The sequence below is a fragment of the Melittangium boletus DSM 14713 genome (genome assembly GCF_002305855.1).
GTDB lineage: Bacteria > Myxococcota > Myxococcia > Myxococcales > Myxococcaceae > Cystobacter > Cystobacter boletus.
The window spans coordinates 6,852,913-6,869,692 of record NZ_CP022163.1 but is presented as its reverse complement, the minus strand read 5'-3'; the positions used below and the strand labels follow the sequence as shown (position 1 = coordinate 6,869,692).

Below are 16,780 nucleotides of genomic sequence, written 5' to 3'. Positions count from 1 at the left end.
GGAGACCCGCGTCAGCCTGGTTCCTCGGGTTTCGAGGAGGCGGCGGTAGTGGGCGGTGTGCCCCCCTTGGGGCGGCGAAGCAACTCATTCTTCACCGCGTTGATCTCGGCGTGGGCCCGCGCGTAGATGTCCTGGACGGAATCCGCCTCCCGCGCCGGCCTCACCGTGTCCTGTTCCGCCCGGGCCCGGGCCTCCTCGGCCGCCGCGAGCTCGGAGACGAGCCGGGCGTTCTCCACCTCGAGCCCCGCGAGCAGTTCCCGCGTGGAACCGAGCGCCGCGCGCTCCTCCTCCAGCGCGGTCTCCAGCGAGGTGGCCTTGCCCGCGATGCGGCGCGCGGCCTCGAGCTTCACCGAGAGCAGGTCCAGGTGCTCGGTCTCCGAGGACAGCCGGGCCTGGGTCTCGGACAGCTCCTTCTGGAGGTTCTGGACGAGCAGATCCCGCTCGCGCAGGCCCATGTGGGCCTGCTGGAGCGCCATCGAGGCCTGGTGGGCCTGGAACCGGAAGGCATCGAGTTCGGCCAGTTGGGGGCGCAGCGCCGCGACCTCCGCGTCCTTCTTGGCCAGGTCCTCCCGCAGTCCCTCCAGATCCATCCGGTACTCCACCGCTTCGCGCTTGCGGGCCTCGCGCTCGGCGGCGGTGGCGGCTTCGCGCGCCTGGGTGGCGGCGAGGGTCTCCTGCTCCGACGCCAGACGGGCCTGGAGCGATTCGACGAGCTGCTTCCGCTCCGCCAACGACGCCTCCAGCACGGGCCGCTCGCTCCGGGCGGACTCCAGTTCGGCGCGAACCGAGGACAGGAGCGTGTCGGCCTCCTCCCGCTCCGCCGCGAACAGCCCCTCCATTTCGGCGCGCTGCCGCCGCTCGGTCTCCAACTCCGCCTGGACGAGCTCCAGCGACTCCCGCGCCCGGGCCGCCGAGGCCGCGAGCGCGGCCTCCAGGTCCGCCTTGGCGACGCCCAACGACTCCTCGGCCCGCGCCCTCGCCTCGCGCTCCACGTCCCACGCGGCGCTCATGGAGGCGAGCGATTCCTCGAGCTCGGCCCGCTGCTTCCGCTCGGCCCCCAGCTCCGCCTGGACCTTGGCCCGGGACGCTTCGACGCGCGCCTTGCCCGCCCGCTCCGAATCGAGCTGTGCGCCGAGGGTCGCTCGCTCCGCGTCCAGTTCGCCCTGGACGGCCGCCAGGGCCTGCTCGGCACGGGCCCGGGCCTCGCGCTCCCGCGCCAGCCCCATCTCCAGCGTCGCCAGGGAATCTCCCGCGTCCGAGCGCTGACGCCGCTCGTCGCTCAGCTCCGTCTGGAGGAGCGACAGCGACTCCTCGGCGCGGGCGCGCTGTTCACGCTCGGATTCCAGCTCCGCGTCCTTCTCCGCCAGCGACGCCTCGGACTCGACGCGCCGCCGCTGCTCGGCGCCGAGCTCTTCCTGGAGGAAGGCCAGGGACCGGGCGATTCCGGCCCGCTGCTCGCGCTCGGACTCCGCCTCCGCGCGGGCTCCCGTCAGGGACTCTTCCGCGAAGGCCCGCAGCTCGCGCTCGGATTCCACCTCCGCGTCCTTCTCGGCCAAGGCCACCTCGACCTCGGCGAGCCGCCTCTGGCCGGCCTCCACCTCCGCGTCCTTCTCGGCCAGCGACGCCTCGACCTCGGCGAACCGTTGCTGCCCGACCTCCACCTCCGCGTCCTTCTCCGCCAGGGACGCCTCGACTTCGACGAGCCGCTTCTGCCCGGCCTCCACCTCCGCGTCCTTCTCCGCCAGCGACGCCTCGACCTCGGCGAGCCGTTGCTGCCCGGCCTCCACCTCCGCTCGGACATGCGCCAGCGCCTGCTCGGACCGGGACCGCTGCTCGCGCTCGGACTCCAGCTCCGCGCGAACCCCCGCCAGGGACTCTTCCGCGAAGGTCCGGCGCTCGCGCTCGGCCTCGAGTTCACCTTCCGTGCCCGCCAGGGACACCTCGGTCCCCGAGCGCTGTTGCTGCTCGGCCTCGAGTTCGTCCTGGATACGCTCCAGTTCGCGCGCGATCCGCTCCCGGTGCTCGCGCGCGGCCTCGGCTTCCTCCCGCGCCTGGAGGAGGGCTCCCTCGGAAGCGCTCCGGGCCCCCTGCTCCGCCTCCAGCGCGATCCGCGTCTCGGCCAGGGTCTCGTCCACCTGGGTGCGCTGTTGACGCTCCGCTTCGAGCGCCGCCAGACTGTTCGCCCCCGCCTCCTCCGCCTGCACGCGCCGCTGATGCTCGGCCTTCAACTCGGCACGGGCGCTAGACACCGTCGCCTGGAGTTCGAACAACCGCTGACGCTCGACGGCGAGCTCGGACTGGCCCTGGGCGAGCGAATCTTCCAGACGAGCCCGGGCCTCCTGCTCCTGGGTGAGCTCCAGTTGAGCCTGGTCCCGCTCTACCTCGGCCCCCACCCGGGCCTCCTGTTCGGCGGTGATACGGCCCTGGGTCGCCTGGAGCTCCGTATCGAGCCGGGAGATGGACTCCATGTCCACGGCGCGCGCCCGCTCCAGCTCCGCGAGCGTCGCCTCGGCCTCCGCCACGCGCCGCCGCAGCTTGCCGTGCTCGTCGAGCCAGCCCTGCCGCTGCGCCTTCAGGGTGGAAACGGCGCGCAGGGTCTCCTCGCGCGAGGCCTCCGCGACTCGCAACCGCTGCTCGAGCTCCGCCTCCCGCTGTTCCAGAGCCTCGCGGGCGGCCCGCTCCCGAGACGCCTCGGCCGAGGCCTCCTCCGTCCGCGCCCGCTCCTCGGTGAGCGCCCGCGCCAGCCGCTCCTCCGCTTGTTGGCGCTCCTCCTCGAGGGTCTCCTCCAGCTCCACCGCGGCGCGCACCCGCGCCTCCTCCTGGGAGGAGAGCTGGGCCCGGGCCTCGTGCAGCTCCTGTTCGAGCCGCGCCGCCATCGCGCGCGCATGCGCCTGGGTGCGAGCGCCGTCCTGGACCTCGGCCGACAACCGCTCGCGCTCGGCGCGCGCCGACGTGAGCTCCGTCGTGAGTCCGCGCAGCTCGGCCTCGCGCGCCGTGAGGCTCACCTCCGCCTCGCCCCGGGCCGCCTCCGCGGCGGAGGCCCGCCGGGCCAGCGAATCCACCTCTCGCGTCAGCCGGGACACATCCGCGTCCTGCAGACGCAGCGACTTCTCCGACTCCTCGCGCGCCTGCTCGGCCCGGGCCACGTCCGACTTGAGCAGTTCCACCGCGGCGAGCGCCGCCGAGTGCTGCTCGGCGAGGCGCACCTCGCGCTCCCGAGCCGACTCCATGTCCCGCCGCAGCGCCTCGGCCTGCTCGCGCGCGCGCTCCGCCGCCAGTCGATCCTTCTCCCGATCCACGCGGAGCCCCGCCAGCTCGTCGCGCAGCTCGCGCTGCTCGGCATAGGCCTGGGTGAGCCGTTCGCGGACTTCCTCCAGCGAGGCGTTCAACTCCTCGCGGCGCGCGCGCTCCAGACGCACGCCCTCCTGGGCGGCCAGGGCCTGGACCTCGGACTCCTTGCGGGCGCGCTCGGCGGACTCCACCTCCAGCCGCTGCTGGGCGAGGCGCCGGTCCGCGTCCGCCAGGCGCTCCTGGGCCACCTGCAGCTCCAGGCCCGTGCGGCGCAGGCGCGAGGACAGCTCGTCCCGCTCGCGCGCGGACTCGGGCGAGCCCCGCGCCAGTTCGAGCTGGGCGGAGAGCCGGGCCACGTCCTCCCGGGCGACCTCCAGGGCGGGCTTGAGCTCGACGACCTCGGCCTCGCGCTCGGTCAGCTCCGCGCGCACCCGGGTGAGGGATTCCTTGAGCCGTCCGGCGCGCTCCTCCCACCCCTTGCCGCGCTGGGCCACTTCATCGAGCTTGCCGCGCGTGAAGGCCAGGGGCTCGGGGGGCAGCTGCACCCAGGTGGGGTCCACGACCCGGGCCGGGTCTTGCCCCGCCACCACGACGAAATAGGCCGCCTCGCCGCCACGGATGAGGGTGCCATCCACCTGCAGGCCGTCCCCCTTCTCGAAGGCGAGCTGGTAGCCCAGCACCGGGGACTGGGTGGCCACTTCCACGTGGGGGAAGTGCGGCGAGAGCGCGTCGAGCAGTTGCCCGTACGTGGGCGGCGCGCCCTCCTCCACCTCCATCAACTGCCAGAGGGCCAGGCCCGCCACGTTGCGCAGGCCGCCGATCAGATGACCCTGCCGGCCCACCAGGCGCGTCAGCTCGGCGAGCAGCAGGGGCGCGCGCACGTAAGGCGCCAGGTCCGCCACGAGCACCAGATCGAAGCTGCCGGGCTCGAGGTCGTCGTAGACATTGGCGCGGTAGCGCAGCGTGGGGCCACCATGGGCCTTGTGAGCGGCCTCCACGGCCTGGAGGTTGGCATCGCAGGCCACCACGGAGCGGGCGCCCCGCTCGAGGAGGAAGCGCGCGCTCTCACCCCCCGTGGTGGCGACCGCGTCCACTTCCAGGACACGGCGGCGGGCGAAGAGGCTCTCCGCGAAGATGTACCGGGGCAACAGCTCACTGGTCCCCAGGCGGCGGAATGTAGGATGCATGAGGTAGAGCGGCCGAGTATAGCCCCGGGGAGGGTTGTCCCTAAGGAATGCACCAGCGCCGGGAAATCGCCTCACCGCCCGGACGAGGGGAGAGCAAGCACATGAATTCCATGACGAATCCCCCGGGCTTCGGCCGCCGGGCCGCGAGCGCCTTCACCCGGCTGCTCGTCTTCCTCCTCGTGCTCGGCCTGGGCGGGGCGGTGGCCTTCCTCCTGTCGCAGCTCAACGCGCGCACCTTTTCCCTGGCCCAGGAAAACGGCCAGCTCGTGGTGATGAAGGGCCGGATGCTGCCGATGGGGGCCCTGCCCTACCGCCCCGGGGACGCACGCCAGGCGGACGCCTATGCCCCCCTGTCCGTGGAGGGCCAGGACGTCTCCGGACTGCTCACCCAGAAGTTCACCGAGCGGGACGAATTGGACCGGGCGCTCTTCCCCCTCCTGGAACGGCTCGCCGGCTCCAAGGTGCTGTCCGACGACCCGGCCCTGCTGGACAAGGGGCTCTACTACCTGCGGCGGGCCGAGCTCCTCTCCGGCTTGACGGACGAGCAGCGCCGCTCCCTGGCGGCGATGAAGGCGGACGTGGCCTTCTTCCAGGCGAAGCAGAAGCTGGAGGAGGCGCGCCGGGGGGTGAGCGAGGCGATGAACCAGCTCAAGCTCGCGGCGGAGAGCCGCAACCGCAACACCCATCTGGCCAACCAGTTCCTCTCCACGGTGGGCCCGGCAGCCCAGGCCCTGGAGCAGGCCCTGCGCGCCGCCGAGGCCAGCCTGGGTGAGCCCGGAGCCGGAACTCCCGCGAACACGCGCCAGGAGCCAGCACCCACGCGGACTCCAGGTACGACTCCCGAAGGCCAGACGACACCGGGAGCCACGGACACCGGCCCCACGGAAACGGGGCGCTGAGGGGAAGCCCTCGCGCGGTATGGTCGCCGGGCGCCGCGAGGAGATGTGCCCGATGACGATGACGCCGGTTCCCCCCGAGATGAAGAGGCTCGAGCCCTTCGTGCAGGCCCTGCGAGAGGCGGCCCGCGCCTACCCCGAGACCACGGAGGACTTTCCCTGGGGTCACCCCACGGTGAAGGTCAAGGGCAAGGCCTTCGTGTTCTTCTCACTCAGCGGAGAGGGCCTGTCCCTGTCCGTCAAGCTGCCCCACTCGAATGGAGCGGCGCTGATGCTGCCGTTCGCCCAGCCCACGGGGTACGGCCTGGGCAAGAGCGGCTGGGTGTCCGCGAGCTTCGGTGCCAAGGACACGCCCCCCATGGAGCTGCTGCGCCGGTGGCTGGACGAGAGCTACCGCGCGGTGGCGCCCAAGAAGCTCGTGGCACAACTGGGAGCCGCGGGAGCTCCGCCCGGCGCCCCCGGCCGCGCGCCGAGCAAGAAGACCCCGGCGGCCAAGAAGACCCCGGCCACCAAGAAGACTCCCGCCGCCAAGAAGGCTCCGGCCACCAAGAAGGTGGCCAGGAAATCATGACTCACATCCGGCCCGTGGTGCTCATGGGCGCTCGCGATGATGCCCACGTGTCACAGCTCGCCCAACGGCTTGGGCAGGAGGGAGTGGTGGCCCACGTCGTGGACACCCTCACCTTCCCCGAGGAAACGCACCTGGCGCTGACGGAGCAACTCGACGGCATCCACGTGAATGGCGGTCCGCTCAAGACCCCTGGGGCCGTCTACCTGCGCGGCTACCATGCCCACCCCCTCGCCTTCGGGGTGGATGTCCGCGACGAGATGGACGCCGACTGGCGCACCACGCTGGTGGCGTTCCGGGAGAAGTCCACGCTGCTGCGCGGCCTGCTGGGCCGCTGGGAGGCGATGGGCGTCCCCATCTACAACCCCGAGTCCACGAGCTGGCGCATGCCCAAACCGGTCCAGCTCGCGCTGCTCGAACAGGCGGGGCTGCCCGTCCCCGAAACGCTCTGGACGAACGATCCCTCGGCGGTGCGCCGGTTCGCCGCCGGCAGGCGCGTGGCCTACAAACCCGTGGAGGGAGGCGGGGCCACGCTGGAACTCGGCCCAGGAGATCTGACCGATGCCCGCCTCGCCGCGCTGGAGGCCGCGCCGGTGACCTTCCAGACGCTGCTCCCCGGCGAGGACATCCGCGTCTACGTGCTCGACGGGGAAATCATCGCCAGCGTGCGCATCCTCTCGCACGCGCTCGACTTCCGGCGCAACGAGGAGCGCGTGGAACCCTTCGAGCTGCCTCCCAAAGTGGCACGCCAATGCCTCCAGGCCACGCGGGTGCTGGGCCTGCGCTGGACGGGAATGGATCTCAAGCGCGACGCGGAGGGCACCTTGCGGTTCCTGGAGCTCAACGACTCGCCCATGTTCCTCGGCTTCGATGCCCGGGCGGGCACGGACATCCTGGGACACCTCGCCCGGGGTCTGGCCCGGGCCGCCCGCTCGCCTACTTGCCCTTCATCAACCCGATGAAGGGCAGGTTGCGGTAGCGCTCGGCGTAGTCGAGCCCGTAGCCCACCACGAAGACGTCGTCGATGACGAAGCCCTTGTAGTCGATGGGCACCTGGGTGCGGGCCCGCGAGGGCTTCTCCAGGAGGGAGCACACCTTGAGCGACGCCGGGTGGCGGGCGCGCAGGTTCTCCAGGAGGAAGCTCATGGTGAGCCCCGTATCGATGATGTCCTCGATGACGAGCAGGTGCTTGCCCGCCATGGGCTTGCTCACGTCGGTGGTGATGCGCACCTCACCGGTCGTCTCGGTGCCGCCCTGGTAGGACGACACCCCGAGGAATTCGATCGTCAGGGGCAGGTCCACGTACCGCGCCAGGTCCATGGCGAAGAACGCGGAGCCCTTGAGCACACAGATGAGCGTGAGCTCCTTGCCCTGGTAGTCGCGGGTGATCTGCGCACCCAGTTCGCGCACGCGCGCCTGGAGCTTCTGCTCATCGATGTGGATGCCGACGTCCTGCTCGTAGAAAGCCACGGGTTGACCCCTACACGTACGCGTTGTTCATGATCGCCCCGGGGCCGCCGCCCTCGGGGACGAGGATCCTTGCTCAGTTGTCGAACAGCTCGAGCGTCTGGGGAGGCGTGGCCTCGGTGGGCTCGGCGCTGTGGCACTTGCGGCAGCGCGCCTCGTAGGCCCCGGCGGCGCCCACCACCACGCGCTCGCCCCGGTCCACGAGCCGCTGCGAGCGGTTGGCCGGATTGCCGCACACGACGCAGATGGCCAGTTGCTTCGTCACATACTCGGCGATCGCCAGCAGTTGCGGCATCGGCTCGAAGGGGCGGCCCTGGTAGTCCTGATCCAACCCCGCGAGGATGACCCGCAGGCCCCGGTGAGCGAGCGCCTCACATACGGCCACCACCTCGCTGCCAAAGAACTGGACCTCGTCGATCCCCACCACCTGCGTGTGGGGAGACAGGTGACGGAAAATTTCTTCAGCCCGTTCAATGGGAATGGAGGTCAATTTCAACTGGGAGTGGCTGACCACCTGGGTCTCGTCGTAGCGGTTGTCGATCCTCGGCTTGAAGACCTGGACCGCTTGCTTGCCGTAGACCGCGCGCTTGACGCGACGGATGAGTTCTTCCGTTTTTCCGGAGAACATCGACCCGCAGATGACCTCTATCCACCCGATGTCTTTGGGGAATTGATGCACGCGAGGGACTCGATCGGAGCGGGGATTGAAGCGCGGGTCACCTCTGTCACGCCCCTCCTGGGACGTCAACTTTCCGCGGCCGGACCACGCCGCGCGCCGGGCCCGAGGCCCGTGGCAAGCATCTTGAAAGACTCCCCTCGGACTCGAACCGGGGAGGTCGCGGGTGGCGGCGACGACGACGCAGGTGGCGGACTGGGGTATCGAAGGCGCATCGTTCCACATCACACCGGCGGCCGTGCTGCTCCTCGTGCTCAACCTATTGGATGGGCTCTTCACCCTCACCTTTTTACAGCTGAACGTCGCCGAGGAGCTCAACCCGCTGATGCGGGTGGCCTACGCCCACTCGCCCCTCTCCTTCATGGCCGTCAAGCTCGCCATCGTGAGCCTGGGGCTGGTGCTGCTGTGCCTGCACCGCTCCATGAACATGAGCCAGCGGGCGATCCAGGCGGGGGCGGCGCTCTACACCGTCATTGATATCTACCACTTGGCCTTCATGAGCCACCTGGTGCACTTGAGCGTCGCCTGACGCACATCCAAGCCCCGACAGGCTTGCTTTTCCAGCCCCGTCTGTCTCAGGCTTCCCCCAGTGCTTGGACCTGGAAGGTCCTTGGGGGGACCATGAACATCACCGACGTGAAGGTGTACCCGGTTGAAGAAGATAAGCTGAAAGCCTACGTGACCATCACCCTGGACCATTGCTTCGTCATTCGGGACCTGAAGGTGATCCACGGCGCCTCGGGTCTGTTCATCGCGATGCCAGCCAAGCGTCGCAAGGACGGGACCTACAAGGACATCGCCCATCCGCTCAACGCCGACACACGCACCCAGATGGAGCGTGCCATCCTCCAAGAGTATGAGCGGCACCAGCAGACGGGGATGGGAGCGATGGGCTCCTTCCTGAGCGCGGCCGAAGCGGATTGAGGGAAGGCACTTCCCTTCCGCCACGGGGCGCGCTAGGAGCGCGCCTCATGGACGCTCGCGACTTCAAGGTGTTCGCCGGAAGCTCCAACCCGGCCCTGGCCCAGCGTATCTGCGATTATCTCAAACGCCCGTTGGGCAAGGCCCATGTGGGCCGCTTCTCGGATGGAGAAATCCACATCGAGATCGGCGAGAACGTGCGCGGACTGGACATCTTCATCGTCCAGTCCACGTGTCCACCCGCCAATGATCACCTGATGGAGCTGCTCATCATGTGCGACGCGCTCAAGCGCGCGAGCGCGGCCTCCATCAACGCGGTCATCCCCTACTACGGCTACGCACGACAGGACCGGAAGGTGGCGCCGCGCACGCCCATCACCGCCAAGCTGATCGCCGATCTGCTCGAGGGAGCGGGTGCCACGCGCGTGGTGTCCATGGACATGCACGCCGGGCAGATCCAGGGCTTCTTCAACATCCCCACGGATCACCTCTACGCCTCGCCCGTGTTCCTCGAGGACGTGCGCAAGCAGTTCCCGGACACGCAGGAGCTCGTCATCGTGTCGCCGGACGCGGGCGGCGTGGAGCGGGCGCGCGCCTACTCCAAACGGCTCAACTGCGGCCTGGCCATCATCGACAAGCGCCGGCCGCGGCCCAACTCCTCCGAGGTGATGAACCTCATTGGCGACGTGACGGGCAAGGACGCGCTGCTGGTCGACGACATGGTGGACACCGCGGGCACCCTCACCCAGGCGGCCATCGCCCTCAAGGAGCGGGGCGCGCGCCGGGTGCTCGCCTACGCCGTGCACCCCGTGCTCTCCGGACCCGCCATCCAGCGCATCCAGGACTCGCCCCTGGAGGAGGTCGTCTTCACCGACACCGTGCCCCTGTCGCCCGCCGCCCAGGCCAGCGGCAAGCTGCGCGTCATCAACACGGACCGGCTCTTTGGCGAGGCCATCGCGCGCATCCACCGGGCCGACTCGCTCAGCTCGCTCTTCGTGTAGCCAGGCGAGGGCGGCCTTGACTCCAGCCGCCCGCGCTGGCATGTGGCGTCCACACCCCGCCGGTCCTGTTCACGAGGAACGAGGCGCTGCTCTTGGGGCCCGCCACGGGGGCGGGATGCCAGAGGCGCCGGGACGCCGGTGGGGTCCACACGCAGTCCACACCGAGGAAATTCCATGTCCACTGACAACCGCACGCTCGAGGTGAAGTCGCGCGAGGGCCACGGCAAGGGCGCCGCCCGCCGTCTGCGCGCCCAGGGCCTGGTGCCCGCCGTCATCTACGGCAAGCACCTGGAGAAGCCCCTGTCCATCGCCGTCGATCCCAAGGCGGTCCGCCAGGCCATCAACACCCCCCACAAGTTCAACACCCTGCTCACGCTGCAGGGCGTGGGCGCGGCCCAGCAGGTGCTCTTCAAGGACTACCAGCAGGATCCCGTCACCCGGCAGATCCTCCACGTGGACTTCATCGCCGTGCGCGAGGGCGAGCTGGTGAAGGTGAACGTGCCGCTCGTGCTCACCGGCAAGGCCGAGGGCGTGGCGGACGGTGGTCTGCTCACCCAGGCCCGCCGTGAGATCGAGGTCTTCGCCAAGCCGAACGCCATCCCCGAGAAGATCGAGGTGGACGTGACGTCGATGAAGATCAACCAGGCGCTGCACATCAACGACGTGAAGACGCCCGAGGGCGTGGTGGTGAAGTCGAACGTCAACTTCACCATCGCGGTCCTCAGCCCGCCCGAGGGTGCGGCGGAGGCGGCTCCCGCGGCGGCGGCGGCGGCTCCCGCGGCGGCGGCCAAGCCCGCGGCGGGTGCGGCCAAGCCCGCGGCCGGTGCGGCGGCCAAGCCCGCGGCCGGCGGAAAGAAGTAGTCTTCCTCCTTCCTGCGGTATGCGCGGGGCCGGCCCAAGGGGGCTGGCCCCGTCTGCTTTTTGGGAGCATCGGGCATGAAGCTCATCTGTGGACTGGGCAATCCCGGGCGCGAGTACGAGCGCCACCGGCACAACATCGGCTTCATGGCGGTGGAGGCCCTGCTGCCCCGCGCGCGCGCCGAGCTGCATCAGGAGAAGTTCCAGGCCCGCGTGGGCCAGGGCACCCTGGGCGGCGAGAAGGTCATCTTCCTCGAGCCGCAGACCTACATGAACCTGTCGGGCCGCTCGGTGGCCGAGGCGGCGCGCTTCTATAAAGTGGCGGTGGAGGACGTGCTCGTCATCCATGACGAACTGGATCTGGGCTTCGGCCGGCTCCAGCTCAAGGCGGGCGGCGGCAGCGGCGGCCACAACGGCCTCAAGAGCACGGTGTCCAGCCTGGGGTCGGACGGCTTCATCCGGCTGCGCCTGGGCATCGGCAAGCCCCAGGGTCCCAACGCCAAGGAGCGGGTGGCCGGCTACGTGCTGTCCAACTTCGACGACGCCGAGCGCCGCCAGCTCGACGAGCTGCTCGCCCAGGCGGCGGACGCGGCGGAAACCTGGGTCCGCGACGGCTTGTCCACGGCGATGAACCGGTTCAACAAGCGAGCACCTTGACTTCGGGGCGGGCCCCCCCTTAGAAGGCCCGTTCCCCGCCCCCCCGGGAAGCCTGGGAGGGAGGGGAGCTGTTCTTTTTCATCGCGCGAGGGTGACGGGCGCGCGGTTTCCCGTCCCCGGCGGAAGGTCCCCCTTGGACCGTCCGACCGTTTCCCCGCTCCCCGGTTTCCCCGGGGGGCTCCAAACCCCAAGGGGAGAGAAACATGGCTGAGACGCAGGCCGCCAAGCGGCTTCGTGAGTACGAGACCATTTTCCTGGTCAAGCCGGACCTCACCGACGACAACGTGGACAAGCTCAAGGAGCGCGTCCGTGGCATCGTTGGCCGTGAGGGTGGCAAGGTCATCCGCTTCACGGTGTGGGGCAAGAAGAAGACGCTCTACCCCATCGCCAAGCAGCCCCGCGCCATCTACATCCACGCGCACTACCTGGGCGGCACCAAGCTGGTGGCGGAGATCGAGCGCAACCTGCGCAACCTGGACGAGGTGACGCGCTACCTGTCCACGAAGATCGCCGAAGAGGTGGATCCCGAGACCCGTCCGGTGCTCGAGGACGTGAAGCTGGCCGGTGACGTCGAGGAGACCCGTCCGGGGATCGCGGCGCCCGAGCGCGCGGGCTCCGTCGAGGAGTCCGCCGAGGCTGAGGAGGAGAGCACCGAGGAGGCCTAGCGCCACCCGGTCCTCCACGGATCCACTCTCCAGAGAAAAACGAGAACGCTCATGATTGGCAACAACGACAGGAATTCCTCCCGCGGTGGTGATCGGGACCGGGGTGACCGTGACGGCGGCCGGGGTGGCGCTGGCGGTGATGACGAGAAGCGTGGCGGAGGCCGCGGCTTTGGCCGCAAGAAGGTCTGCCGCTTCTGCGCCGAGAAGAACGCCAAGGTGGACTTCAAGGATCAGGCGACCCTGAAGTACTTCGTCACCGAGCGCGGCAAGATCATCCCCCGCCGCATCTCCGGCAACTGCGCCAAGCACCAGCGCGAGGTGGCGGTCGCCATCAAGCGCGCCCGCGGTCTGGCCCTGCTCCCCTACAACGCGATGGTCGGCTAGTCACCCGGCCCAACCAACGGAGACATCACTATGAAGGTCATTCTTCGTGAGGACGTCGCGAACCTGGGCAAGTCCGGGGAGCTCGTGACGGTGAAGGACGGCTTCGGCCGCAACTACCTGCTGCCGCGCAAGCTGGCCGTGGCGGCCACCGAGCAGAACGTGCGTCAGCTCGAGCACGAGCGCGCGGTCATCACCGCTCGCAACGCCAAGCTCAAGGGCGCCGCCGAGGAGCAGGCCAAGAAGCTCGGCGCCGTGAAGGTCACCATCCGCCGCAAGGTGGGTGAGCAGGACAAGCTCTACGGCTCCGTCACCGTGCTGGACATCGCCGAGGCGCTCGCCGCCCAGGGCCAGACGGTGGACCGCCGCCAGCTGCACCTGGCCGAGCCCATCAAGGCCACCGGTCAGTACGAGGTGGAGCTGCGTCTGCACCGCGACGTGACGGCCAAGATCAAGGTCGAGGTCGCCGCCGAGGCGTAGGACTTCTTCCGCTTCGCGTGAAGTTCCAGGGCCGCCCGGGAGCACTCCCGGGCGGCCCTTCGCTTTGGTGCGACCAGGCGTCCGGGCGGGTGTCAGGGCCGGATGCCAGGGTTGCACCCCACGTCTGTAGCGCGGAGACTGGCCGGGACACATGGACAACATCCTCGACATTCGGACGGGAGGGCGGCGGAATCATGAGGATCTCGCCGCCGAGCGCGCGGTGCTGGGTGCCGTGCTCGCGGACAACAGCATCTTCGCCAGCCTCGCGGAGGTGGTGAGTACCGACGACTTCGCGAGCCCCGCGCACGCGCAGATCTTCGCCGCGATGATCAAACTGGACGGCTCCTCCCGCCAGGTGGATCACCTCACCCTGGCCGAGGAGCTCAAGGTCCTCGGCCATCTCGCCGCGGTGGGCGGCCCCGCCTACCTGATGAGCCTGGATCAGGTGGTGCCCGTACCGGGCAACGCCGTCCAGTACGCGAAGATCGTCAAGGATCAAGCCCTGCGCCGCAGGCTCGCGGGCGTGGGCCGGGAGATCCAGGACCTGGCCAGCCAGGACACGGGCGAGCTGGAGGTGCTGCTCGACGAGGCCGAGCGCAAGGTCTTCCTGCTCGCGGAGAAGAAGCGCGAGGGAGACCTGCGGCCCGTCAGCGAGCTGATGGAGCACACGCTCGATCTGCTCGACAAGATGAAGACCGCCACGACGGGCATCACCGGCCTGTCCACGGGCTACGTCGATCTGGACAACCAGCTCACGGGTCTGCACCCCGGAGAGCTCATCATCCTCGCGGCGCGTCCCGGCGTGGGCAAGACGTCCTTCGCGATGAACATCGCCACCCACGTGGCGCTCCAGGAAGAGGCCAAGGCGGCCGCCATCTTCAGCCTGGAAATGCCCGCGGATCAGCTCCTCATGCGTCTGCTCGCCTCGTGCGCGCGCGTGGACATGAAGAAGCTGCGCGGTGGCCGGCTCACCCCCCATGACGAGGAGAAGTTCCAGGAGATGGCGGGCAGGCTCTACAACGCCCCGCTCTACATCGACGACTCGGGCGGCCTGTCTCCCTTCGACCTGCGCGCCAAGGCGCGGCGGCTCAAGCAGCGGGATCCCCGGCTGTCCCTCATCATCATCGACTACCTCCAGCTCATGCATCAGAAGGGCAAGGTGGAGAGCCGTCAGCTGGAAATCTCGGAGATCTCCCGCTCGCTCAAGCAACTGTCCAAGGAGCTGGAGGTGCCCATCGTCGCGCTCTCGCAGCTCAGCCGTAAGGTGGAGGAGCGCAAGGGCGGCAAGCCCATGCTCTCGGACCTTCGTGAGTCGGGCGCCATCGAGCAGGACGCCGACGTGGTGATGTTCATCCACCGCGAGGACCAGGGCGAGGGCGAGGGCGGCGCCGGAGGCGGTGGTGGCGGCGGTGGTGGTGGAGGCGGCGGAGGGACCACGGCCATCCCCGTGCAGCTCGTCATCGCCAAACAGCGCAACGGCCCCATCGGCGACATCGACCTGGTCTTCCTGGCCGAGTACACGCGCTTCGAGAGCCGGGCGCGCTTGGAATAGCTACACCACGAGCGAGACCTGGACGCGCCGCCGGCCCTTCTCGAGCTGGCGCGCCAGGGACTCGGGCGTGTCGCCGGACTCACTCCAGGCGTCGATCGCCTCCAACTCCCAGGGCTCGTGGATGCCCTCCCCCTCGAAGCCCGGGATGAAGCCCTCGCGGATGGCCTGCTGCACGCCGCGCAGCGGCCCCACGACGACCACGTCCCCCAGGCCGAAGAACCGCAAGGGCGTCCCGCTCGTCTCCAGGGCCGCGTTCAACAGCGCGAGCACCGCGTTGACGTTGTAGTACTCCGAGATGTCGCGGAACGTGACGCCGTAGCGATGGCCCGCCAGGGTGAGGCGCAACGTGTAGCGGTTGCCAGGTCCTCCCTCCTCCTCGTCGGCCTCGCGGAAGTCCCCCGCCGCGTCGTTCTCGCCGGGCAGCACCTGGGTGAACCGGGCCCCGTCCAGCCAGGGCGACACGAAGGGCAGGAGCGCGTTCAGCAGTTCCGAGTGATCCACGGGGTACTCACCCGCCTCCGGCTCGAAGCCATACCCCCGTCCGAGACGGATGAAGGTCTCGTCCCAGTACTCGGGCCGGGCCACGTTGGCGGGAGGGACGGACTCGGTGAGTTGAAGCAACTCGCGCAGGCGTTGTTCGTTCGGAATGGCCATGGCTCCTCATCAGCGCGGCCCTTCCTCTCTGCCATGTCGGTCTGACAGCGCCGGCGCTCACCGCCGATGTTCTCGCGCCTTCTGCACCAGCAGCCGGTACACCCCCACACTCACGGGAACGGTGTGCAGCATCAGCTCCGGATGCCACTGCACGCCCAGCGCGAAGATGTACTGGGTGGACTCGATCGCCTCCACCACGCCATCCGGCGCCACCGCGCTCACCATCACCTGTTCACCCGTCTTGTTCACCGACTGGTGGTGGGTGGAGTTCACCATCAGCTGACCCCGGCCGAGCGCCTCCGCCAGCAGCGAGCCATCGCGGATCTCCACCGGGTGCTGGGGCTGGGTGCGATCATGCGCCTGTTCGTGGCCGTGCGCGCCCGGGATCTCGCGGCCGATGTCCTGGAACAGCGTGCCGCCCAGCACCACGTTGAGCAGTTGCATGCCCCCACAGATGCCCAGCACCGGCATGTTGCGCTTGAGGGCCCCCCGCATCAGCGCGGACTCGAACGCCGTGCGCGACAGCTTCGTCGGCCCCATGCCCTCGCGCGCCGTGTCGCCATAGGCCTCGGGAGGAATGTCGAAGGCACCGCCGGTGACGAGCAGACCGGAGATGCGGTCCAGGTAGGCCTCCACGCACGACAGGTCCTCCGAGTACGGCAGCACCAGCGGCAGTCCCCCCGCGCGCAGCACCGCCTCCGCGTAGGCCGCCTTCAACTCATAGGCGGGAAACGGAGCATCCGGCCGGCTGGCGCTGAAGTCCGGGGTGATGCCGATGTTGGGCCGGCGGGGGGCCTGGCCATGGGGTTTGTGCGTCATACGCCTCCATCGGCGAGGCTAGTCCCTTGGACGCCCCTGTCAAAAGCAACGGCCAGGAGCCGGACCCGTTCGGCGACGTCCGCGGCGAGCAGCGCATCCGAGGCCACCGCGCCCCCATGCGCCCCCGCGGCCGCGACCCGCGCGATGTTCTCCAGCGTCACCCCACCAATGCCCACCACGGGCAGGGGGCTGTCGCGCACCACCGCGGCGAATCCCTCGAGCCCCAGCACCGGGGCATTCACCTGCTTGGTCGTGGTGCCAAAGAGCGGCCCCAGGCCCACGTAGTCCGCCCCGGCGTCCCGGGCCGCGCGCGCCCCCGCCACGTCCCGCACCGTCACCCCCACCACCCCTTGGGGCCCCAGCAGGCGCCTCGCCGCCTCCGGAGGAAGGTCCTCCTCCCCCACATGCACGCCATGCGCCCCCGTCAGCAGCGCCAAGTCCACCCGATCATTGATGAGGCACACCGCCCCCGCCCGCCGGCAGGCCGCCACCACCTCCCGCGCCACGGCGAGCGCCTCGCGCAAGGGGGTGCGCTTCATGCGCAGTTGCATCACCCTCGCCCCGCCCGCGAGCAGGAGCTCCGCCTTGCGCGCCAGGGGCACGTCGGGACGGAGCGTGTCATCACACAGGACGTACAGTCCGCGGGGAAGAGGCGACGAAACGGGGGCGTTCATCAGATCCTGGAGAGGCAGGGGGTTGAGCGGCGT

At 69.7% G+C, this 16,780-nt stretch carries 18 protein-coding genes; 12 read left to right on the top strand and 6 right to left on the bottom strand.

Features of this window, described 5'->3' with window-relative positions; all coding sequences use genetic code 11:
- Positions 1 to 11: 11 nt before the first annotated feature.
- Positions 12 to 4,478, bottom strand: coding sequence for a methyltransferase domain-containing protein (locus tag MEBOL_RS43805; RefSeq protein WP_157775586.1), 4,467 nt, complete (start codon positions 4,476 to 4,478; stop codon positions 12 to 14).
- 101 nt (positions 4,479 to 4,579) lie between these two features.
- Here MEBOL_RS43805 and MEBOL_RS28685 point away from each other — a divergent pair, with 101 nt between their 5' ends.
- The 3 genes from MEBOL_RS28685 to MEBOL_RS28675 are packed head-to-tail and all read left to right on the top strand — an operon-like array spanning position 4,580 to position 6,904.
- A complete protein-coding gene (locus tag MEBOL_RS28685) occupies positions 4,580 to 5,377 on the top strand; it encodes an IF-2 protein (RefSeq protein ID WP_179956315.1) in 798 nt (265 codons plus the stop codon).
- A 52-nt stretch (positions 5,378 to 5,429) separates the two neighbouring features.
- Positions 5,430 to 5,945 (top strand): MmcQ/YjbR family DNA-binding protein, encoded by a 516-nt coding sequence (locus MEBOL_RS28680; RefSeq protein WP_095980435.1) that lies wholly within the window; start codon positions 5,430 to 5,432, stop codon positions 5,943 to 5,945.
- Positions 5,942 to 6,904: an ATP-grasp domain-containing protein gene (locus MEBOL_RS28675; RefSeq protein ID WP_095980434.1), complete on the top strand. Its 963-nt coding sequence runs from the start codon at positions 5,942 to 5,944 to the stop codon at positions 6,902 to 6,904. Before MEBOL_RS28680 ends, MEBOL_RS28675 begins: the two co-directional genes overlap by 4 nt.
- Here the strand turns inward: MEBOL_RS28675 and hpt are convergent.
- Both hpt and MEBOL_RS28665 read right to left on the bottom strand, forming a co-directional pair.
- Positions 6,879 to 7,412: a hypoxanthine phosphoribosyltransferase gene (gene hpt / locus MEBOL_RS28670; RefSeq protein WP_095980433.1), complete on the bottom strand. Its 534-nt coding sequence runs from the start codon at positions 7,410 to 7,412 to the stop codon at positions 6,879 to 6,881. The two genes, MEBOL_RS28675 and hpt, sit on opposite strands and share 26 nt — an antisense overlap.
- A gap of 73 nt (positions 7,413 to 7,485) precedes the next feature.
- A complete protein-coding gene (locus tag MEBOL_RS28665; protein ID WP_095980432.1) occupies positions 7,486 to 8,088 on the bottom strand; it encodes a thymidine kinase in 603 nt (200 codons plus the stop codon).
- Positions 8,089 to 8,251: 163 nt separating this feature from the next.
- Here MEBOL_RS28665 and MEBOL_RS28660 point away from each other — a divergent pair, with 163 nt between their 5' ends.
- The 9 genes from MEBOL_RS28660 (at position 8,252) to dnaB (ending at position 14,600) form a co-directional block, all read left to right on the top strand.
- Positions 8,252 to 8,614 (top strand): DUF5658 family protein, encoded by a 363-nt coding sequence (locus tag MEBOL_RS28660; protein WP_095980431.1) that lies wholly within the window; start codon positions 8,252 to 8,254, stop codon positions 8,612 to 8,614.
- Between the two features lie 92 nt (positions 8,615 to 8,706).
- The gene (spoVG, locus tag MEBOL_RS28655; RefSeq protein ID WP_095980430.1) at positions 8,707 to 9,009 is read left to right on the top strand and encodes a septation regulator SpoVG; all 303 of its coding nucleotides are present in this window, start codon (positions 8,707 to 8,709) and stop codon (positions 9,007 to 9,009) included.
- Between the two features lie 47 nt (positions 9,010 to 9,056).
- Positions 9,057 to 10,007, top strand: coding sequence for a ribose-phosphate pyrophosphokinase (locus MEBOL_RS28650; protein WP_095980429.1), 951 nt, complete (start codon positions 9,057 to 9,059; stop codon positions 10,005 to 10,007).
- Between the two features lie 174 nt (positions 10,008 to 10,181).
- Entirely contained in the window at positions 10,182 to 10,868 is a 687-nt protein-coding gene (locus MEBOL_RS28645) for a 50S ribosomal protein L25/general stress protein Ctc (protein WP_095980428.1), read from the top strand.
- Positions 10,869 to 10,943: 75 nt separating this feature from the next.
- Positions 10,944 to 11,522 carry an aminoacyl-tRNA hydrolase gene (gene pth / locus MEBOL_RS28640; RefSeq protein WP_095980427.1) on the top strand — a complete coding sequence of 193 codons (579 nt, stop codon included), beginning with the start codon at positions 10,944 to 10,946 and terminating at the stop codon, positions 11,520 to 11,522.
- Between the two features lie 203 nt (positions 11,523 to 11,725).
- The gene (rpsF, locus tag MEBOL_RS28635; RefSeq protein WP_095980426.1) at positions 11,726 to 12,187 is read left to right on the top strand and encodes a 30S ribosomal protein S6; all 462 of its coding nucleotides are present in this window, start codon (positions 11,726 to 11,728) and stop codon (positions 12,185 to 12,187) included.
- Between the two features lie 51 nt (positions 12,188 to 12,238).
- The gene (rpsR, locus tag MEBOL_RS28630; protein ID WP_095980425.1) at positions 12,239 to 12,571 is read left to right on the top strand and encodes a 30S ribosomal protein S18; all 333 of its coding nucleotides are present in this window, start codon (positions 12,239 to 12,241) and stop codon (positions 12,569 to 12,571) included.
- 30 nt (positions 12,572 to 12,601) lie between these two features.
- A complete protein-coding gene (gene rplI / locus MEBOL_RS28625; protein ID WP_095980424.1) occupies positions 12,602 to 13,048 on the top strand; it encodes a 50S ribosomal protein L9 in 447 nt (148 codons plus the stop codon).
- Positions 13,049 to 13,199: 151 nt separating this feature from the next.
- The gene (dnaB, locus tag MEBOL_RS28620; protein ID WP_095980423.1) at positions 13,200 to 14,600 is read left to right on the top strand and encodes a replicative DNA helicase; all 1,401 of its coding nucleotides are present in this window, start codon (positions 13,200 to 13,202) and stop codon (positions 14,598 to 14,600) included.
- Here the strand turns inward: dnaB and MEBOL_RS28615 are convergent, their stop codons facing one another.
- Genes MEBOL_RS28615 through thiE form a run of 3 tightly spaced genes read right to left on the bottom strand, consistent with a single transcriptional unit; the run spans position 14,601 to position 16,747 of the window.
- Entirely contained in the window at positions 14,601 to 15,254 is a 654-nt protein-coding gene (locus tag MEBOL_RS28615) for a hypothetical protein (protein ID WP_095980422.1), read from the bottom strand.
- Between the two features lie 57 nt (positions 15,255 to 15,311).
- Positions 15,312 to 16,073: a gamma-glutamyl-gamma-aminobutyrate hydrolase family protein gene (locus MEBOL_RS28610; protein WP_095980421.1), complete on the bottom strand. Its 762-nt coding sequence runs from the start codon at positions 16,071 to 16,073 to the stop codon at positions 15,312 to 15,314.
- Positions 16,070 to 16,747, bottom strand: a complete 678-nt coding sequence (gene thiE / locus MEBOL_RS28605) for a thiamine phosphate synthase (protein WP_095980420.1) — start codon at positions 16,745 to 16,747, stop codon at positions 16,070 to 16,072. Before thiE ends, MEBOL_RS28610 begins: the two co-directional genes overlap by 4 nt.
- Between the last annotated feature and the right edge of the window lie 33 nt (positions 16,748 to 16,780).

Excerpts from the sequence above, each read along its gene's own strand:
- MEBOL_RS43805 (WP_157775586.1), bottom strand. The coding sequence starts at position 4,478 with ATGCATCCTACATTCCGCCGCCTGGGGACCAGTGAGCTGTTGCCCCGG.
- MEBOL_RS28685 (WP_179956315.1), top strand. The coding sequence starts at position 4,580 with ATGAATTCCATGACGAATCCCCCGGGCTTCGGCCGCCGGGCCGCGAGC.
- MEBOL_RS28680 (WP_095980435.1), top strand. The coding sequence starts at position 5,430 with ATGACGATGACGCCGGTTCCCCCCGAGATGAAGAGGCTCGAGCCCTTC.
- MEBOL_RS28675 (WP_095980434.1), top strand. The coding sequence starts at position 5,942 with ATGACTCACATCCGGCCCGTGGTGCTCATGGGCGCTCGCGATGATGCC.
- spoVG (WP_095980430.1), top strand. The coding sequence starts at position 8,707 with ATGAACATCACCGACGTGAAGGTGTACCCGGTTGAAGAAGATAAGCTG.
- MEBOL_RS28650 (WP_095980429.1), top strand. The coding sequence starts at position 9,057 with ATGGACGCTCGCGACTTCAAGGTGTTCGCCGGAAGCTCCAACCCGGCC.
- MEBOL_RS28645 (WP_095980428.1), top strand. The coding sequence starts at position 10,182 with ATGTCCACTGACAACCGCACGCTCGAGGTGAAGTCGCGCGAGGGCCAC.
- pth (WP_095980427.1), top strand. The coding sequence starts at position 10,944 with ATGAAGCTCATCTGTGGACTGGGCAATCCCGGGCGCGAGTACGAGCGC.
- rpsF (WP_095980426.1), top strand. The coding sequence starts at position 11,726 with ATGGCTGAGACGCAGGCCGCCAAGCGGCTTCGTGAGTACGAGACCATT.
- rpsR (WP_095980425.1), top strand. The coding sequence starts at position 12,239 with ATGATTGGCAACAACGACAGGAATTCCTCCCGCGGTGGTGATCGGGAC.
- rplI (WP_095980424.1), top strand. The coding sequence starts at position 12,602 with ATGAAGGTCATTCTTCGTGAGGACGTCGCGAACCTGGGCAAGTCCGGG.
- dnaB (WP_095980423.1), top strand. The coding sequence starts at position 13,200 with ATGGACAACATCCTCGACATTCGGACGGGAGGGCGGCGGAATCATGAG.
- MEBOL_RS28615 (WP_095980422.1), bottom strand. The coding sequence starts at position 15,254 with ATGGCCATTCCGAACGAACAACGCCTGCGCGAGTTGCTTCAACTCACC.
- MEBOL_RS28610 (WP_095980421.1), bottom strand. The coding sequence starts at position 16,073 with ATGACGCACAAACCCCATGGCCAGGCCCCCCGCCGGCCCAACATCGGC.
- thiE (WP_095980420.1), bottom strand. The coding sequence starts at position 16,747 with ATGAACGCCCCCGTTTCGTCGCCTCTTCCCCGCGGACTGTACGTCCTG.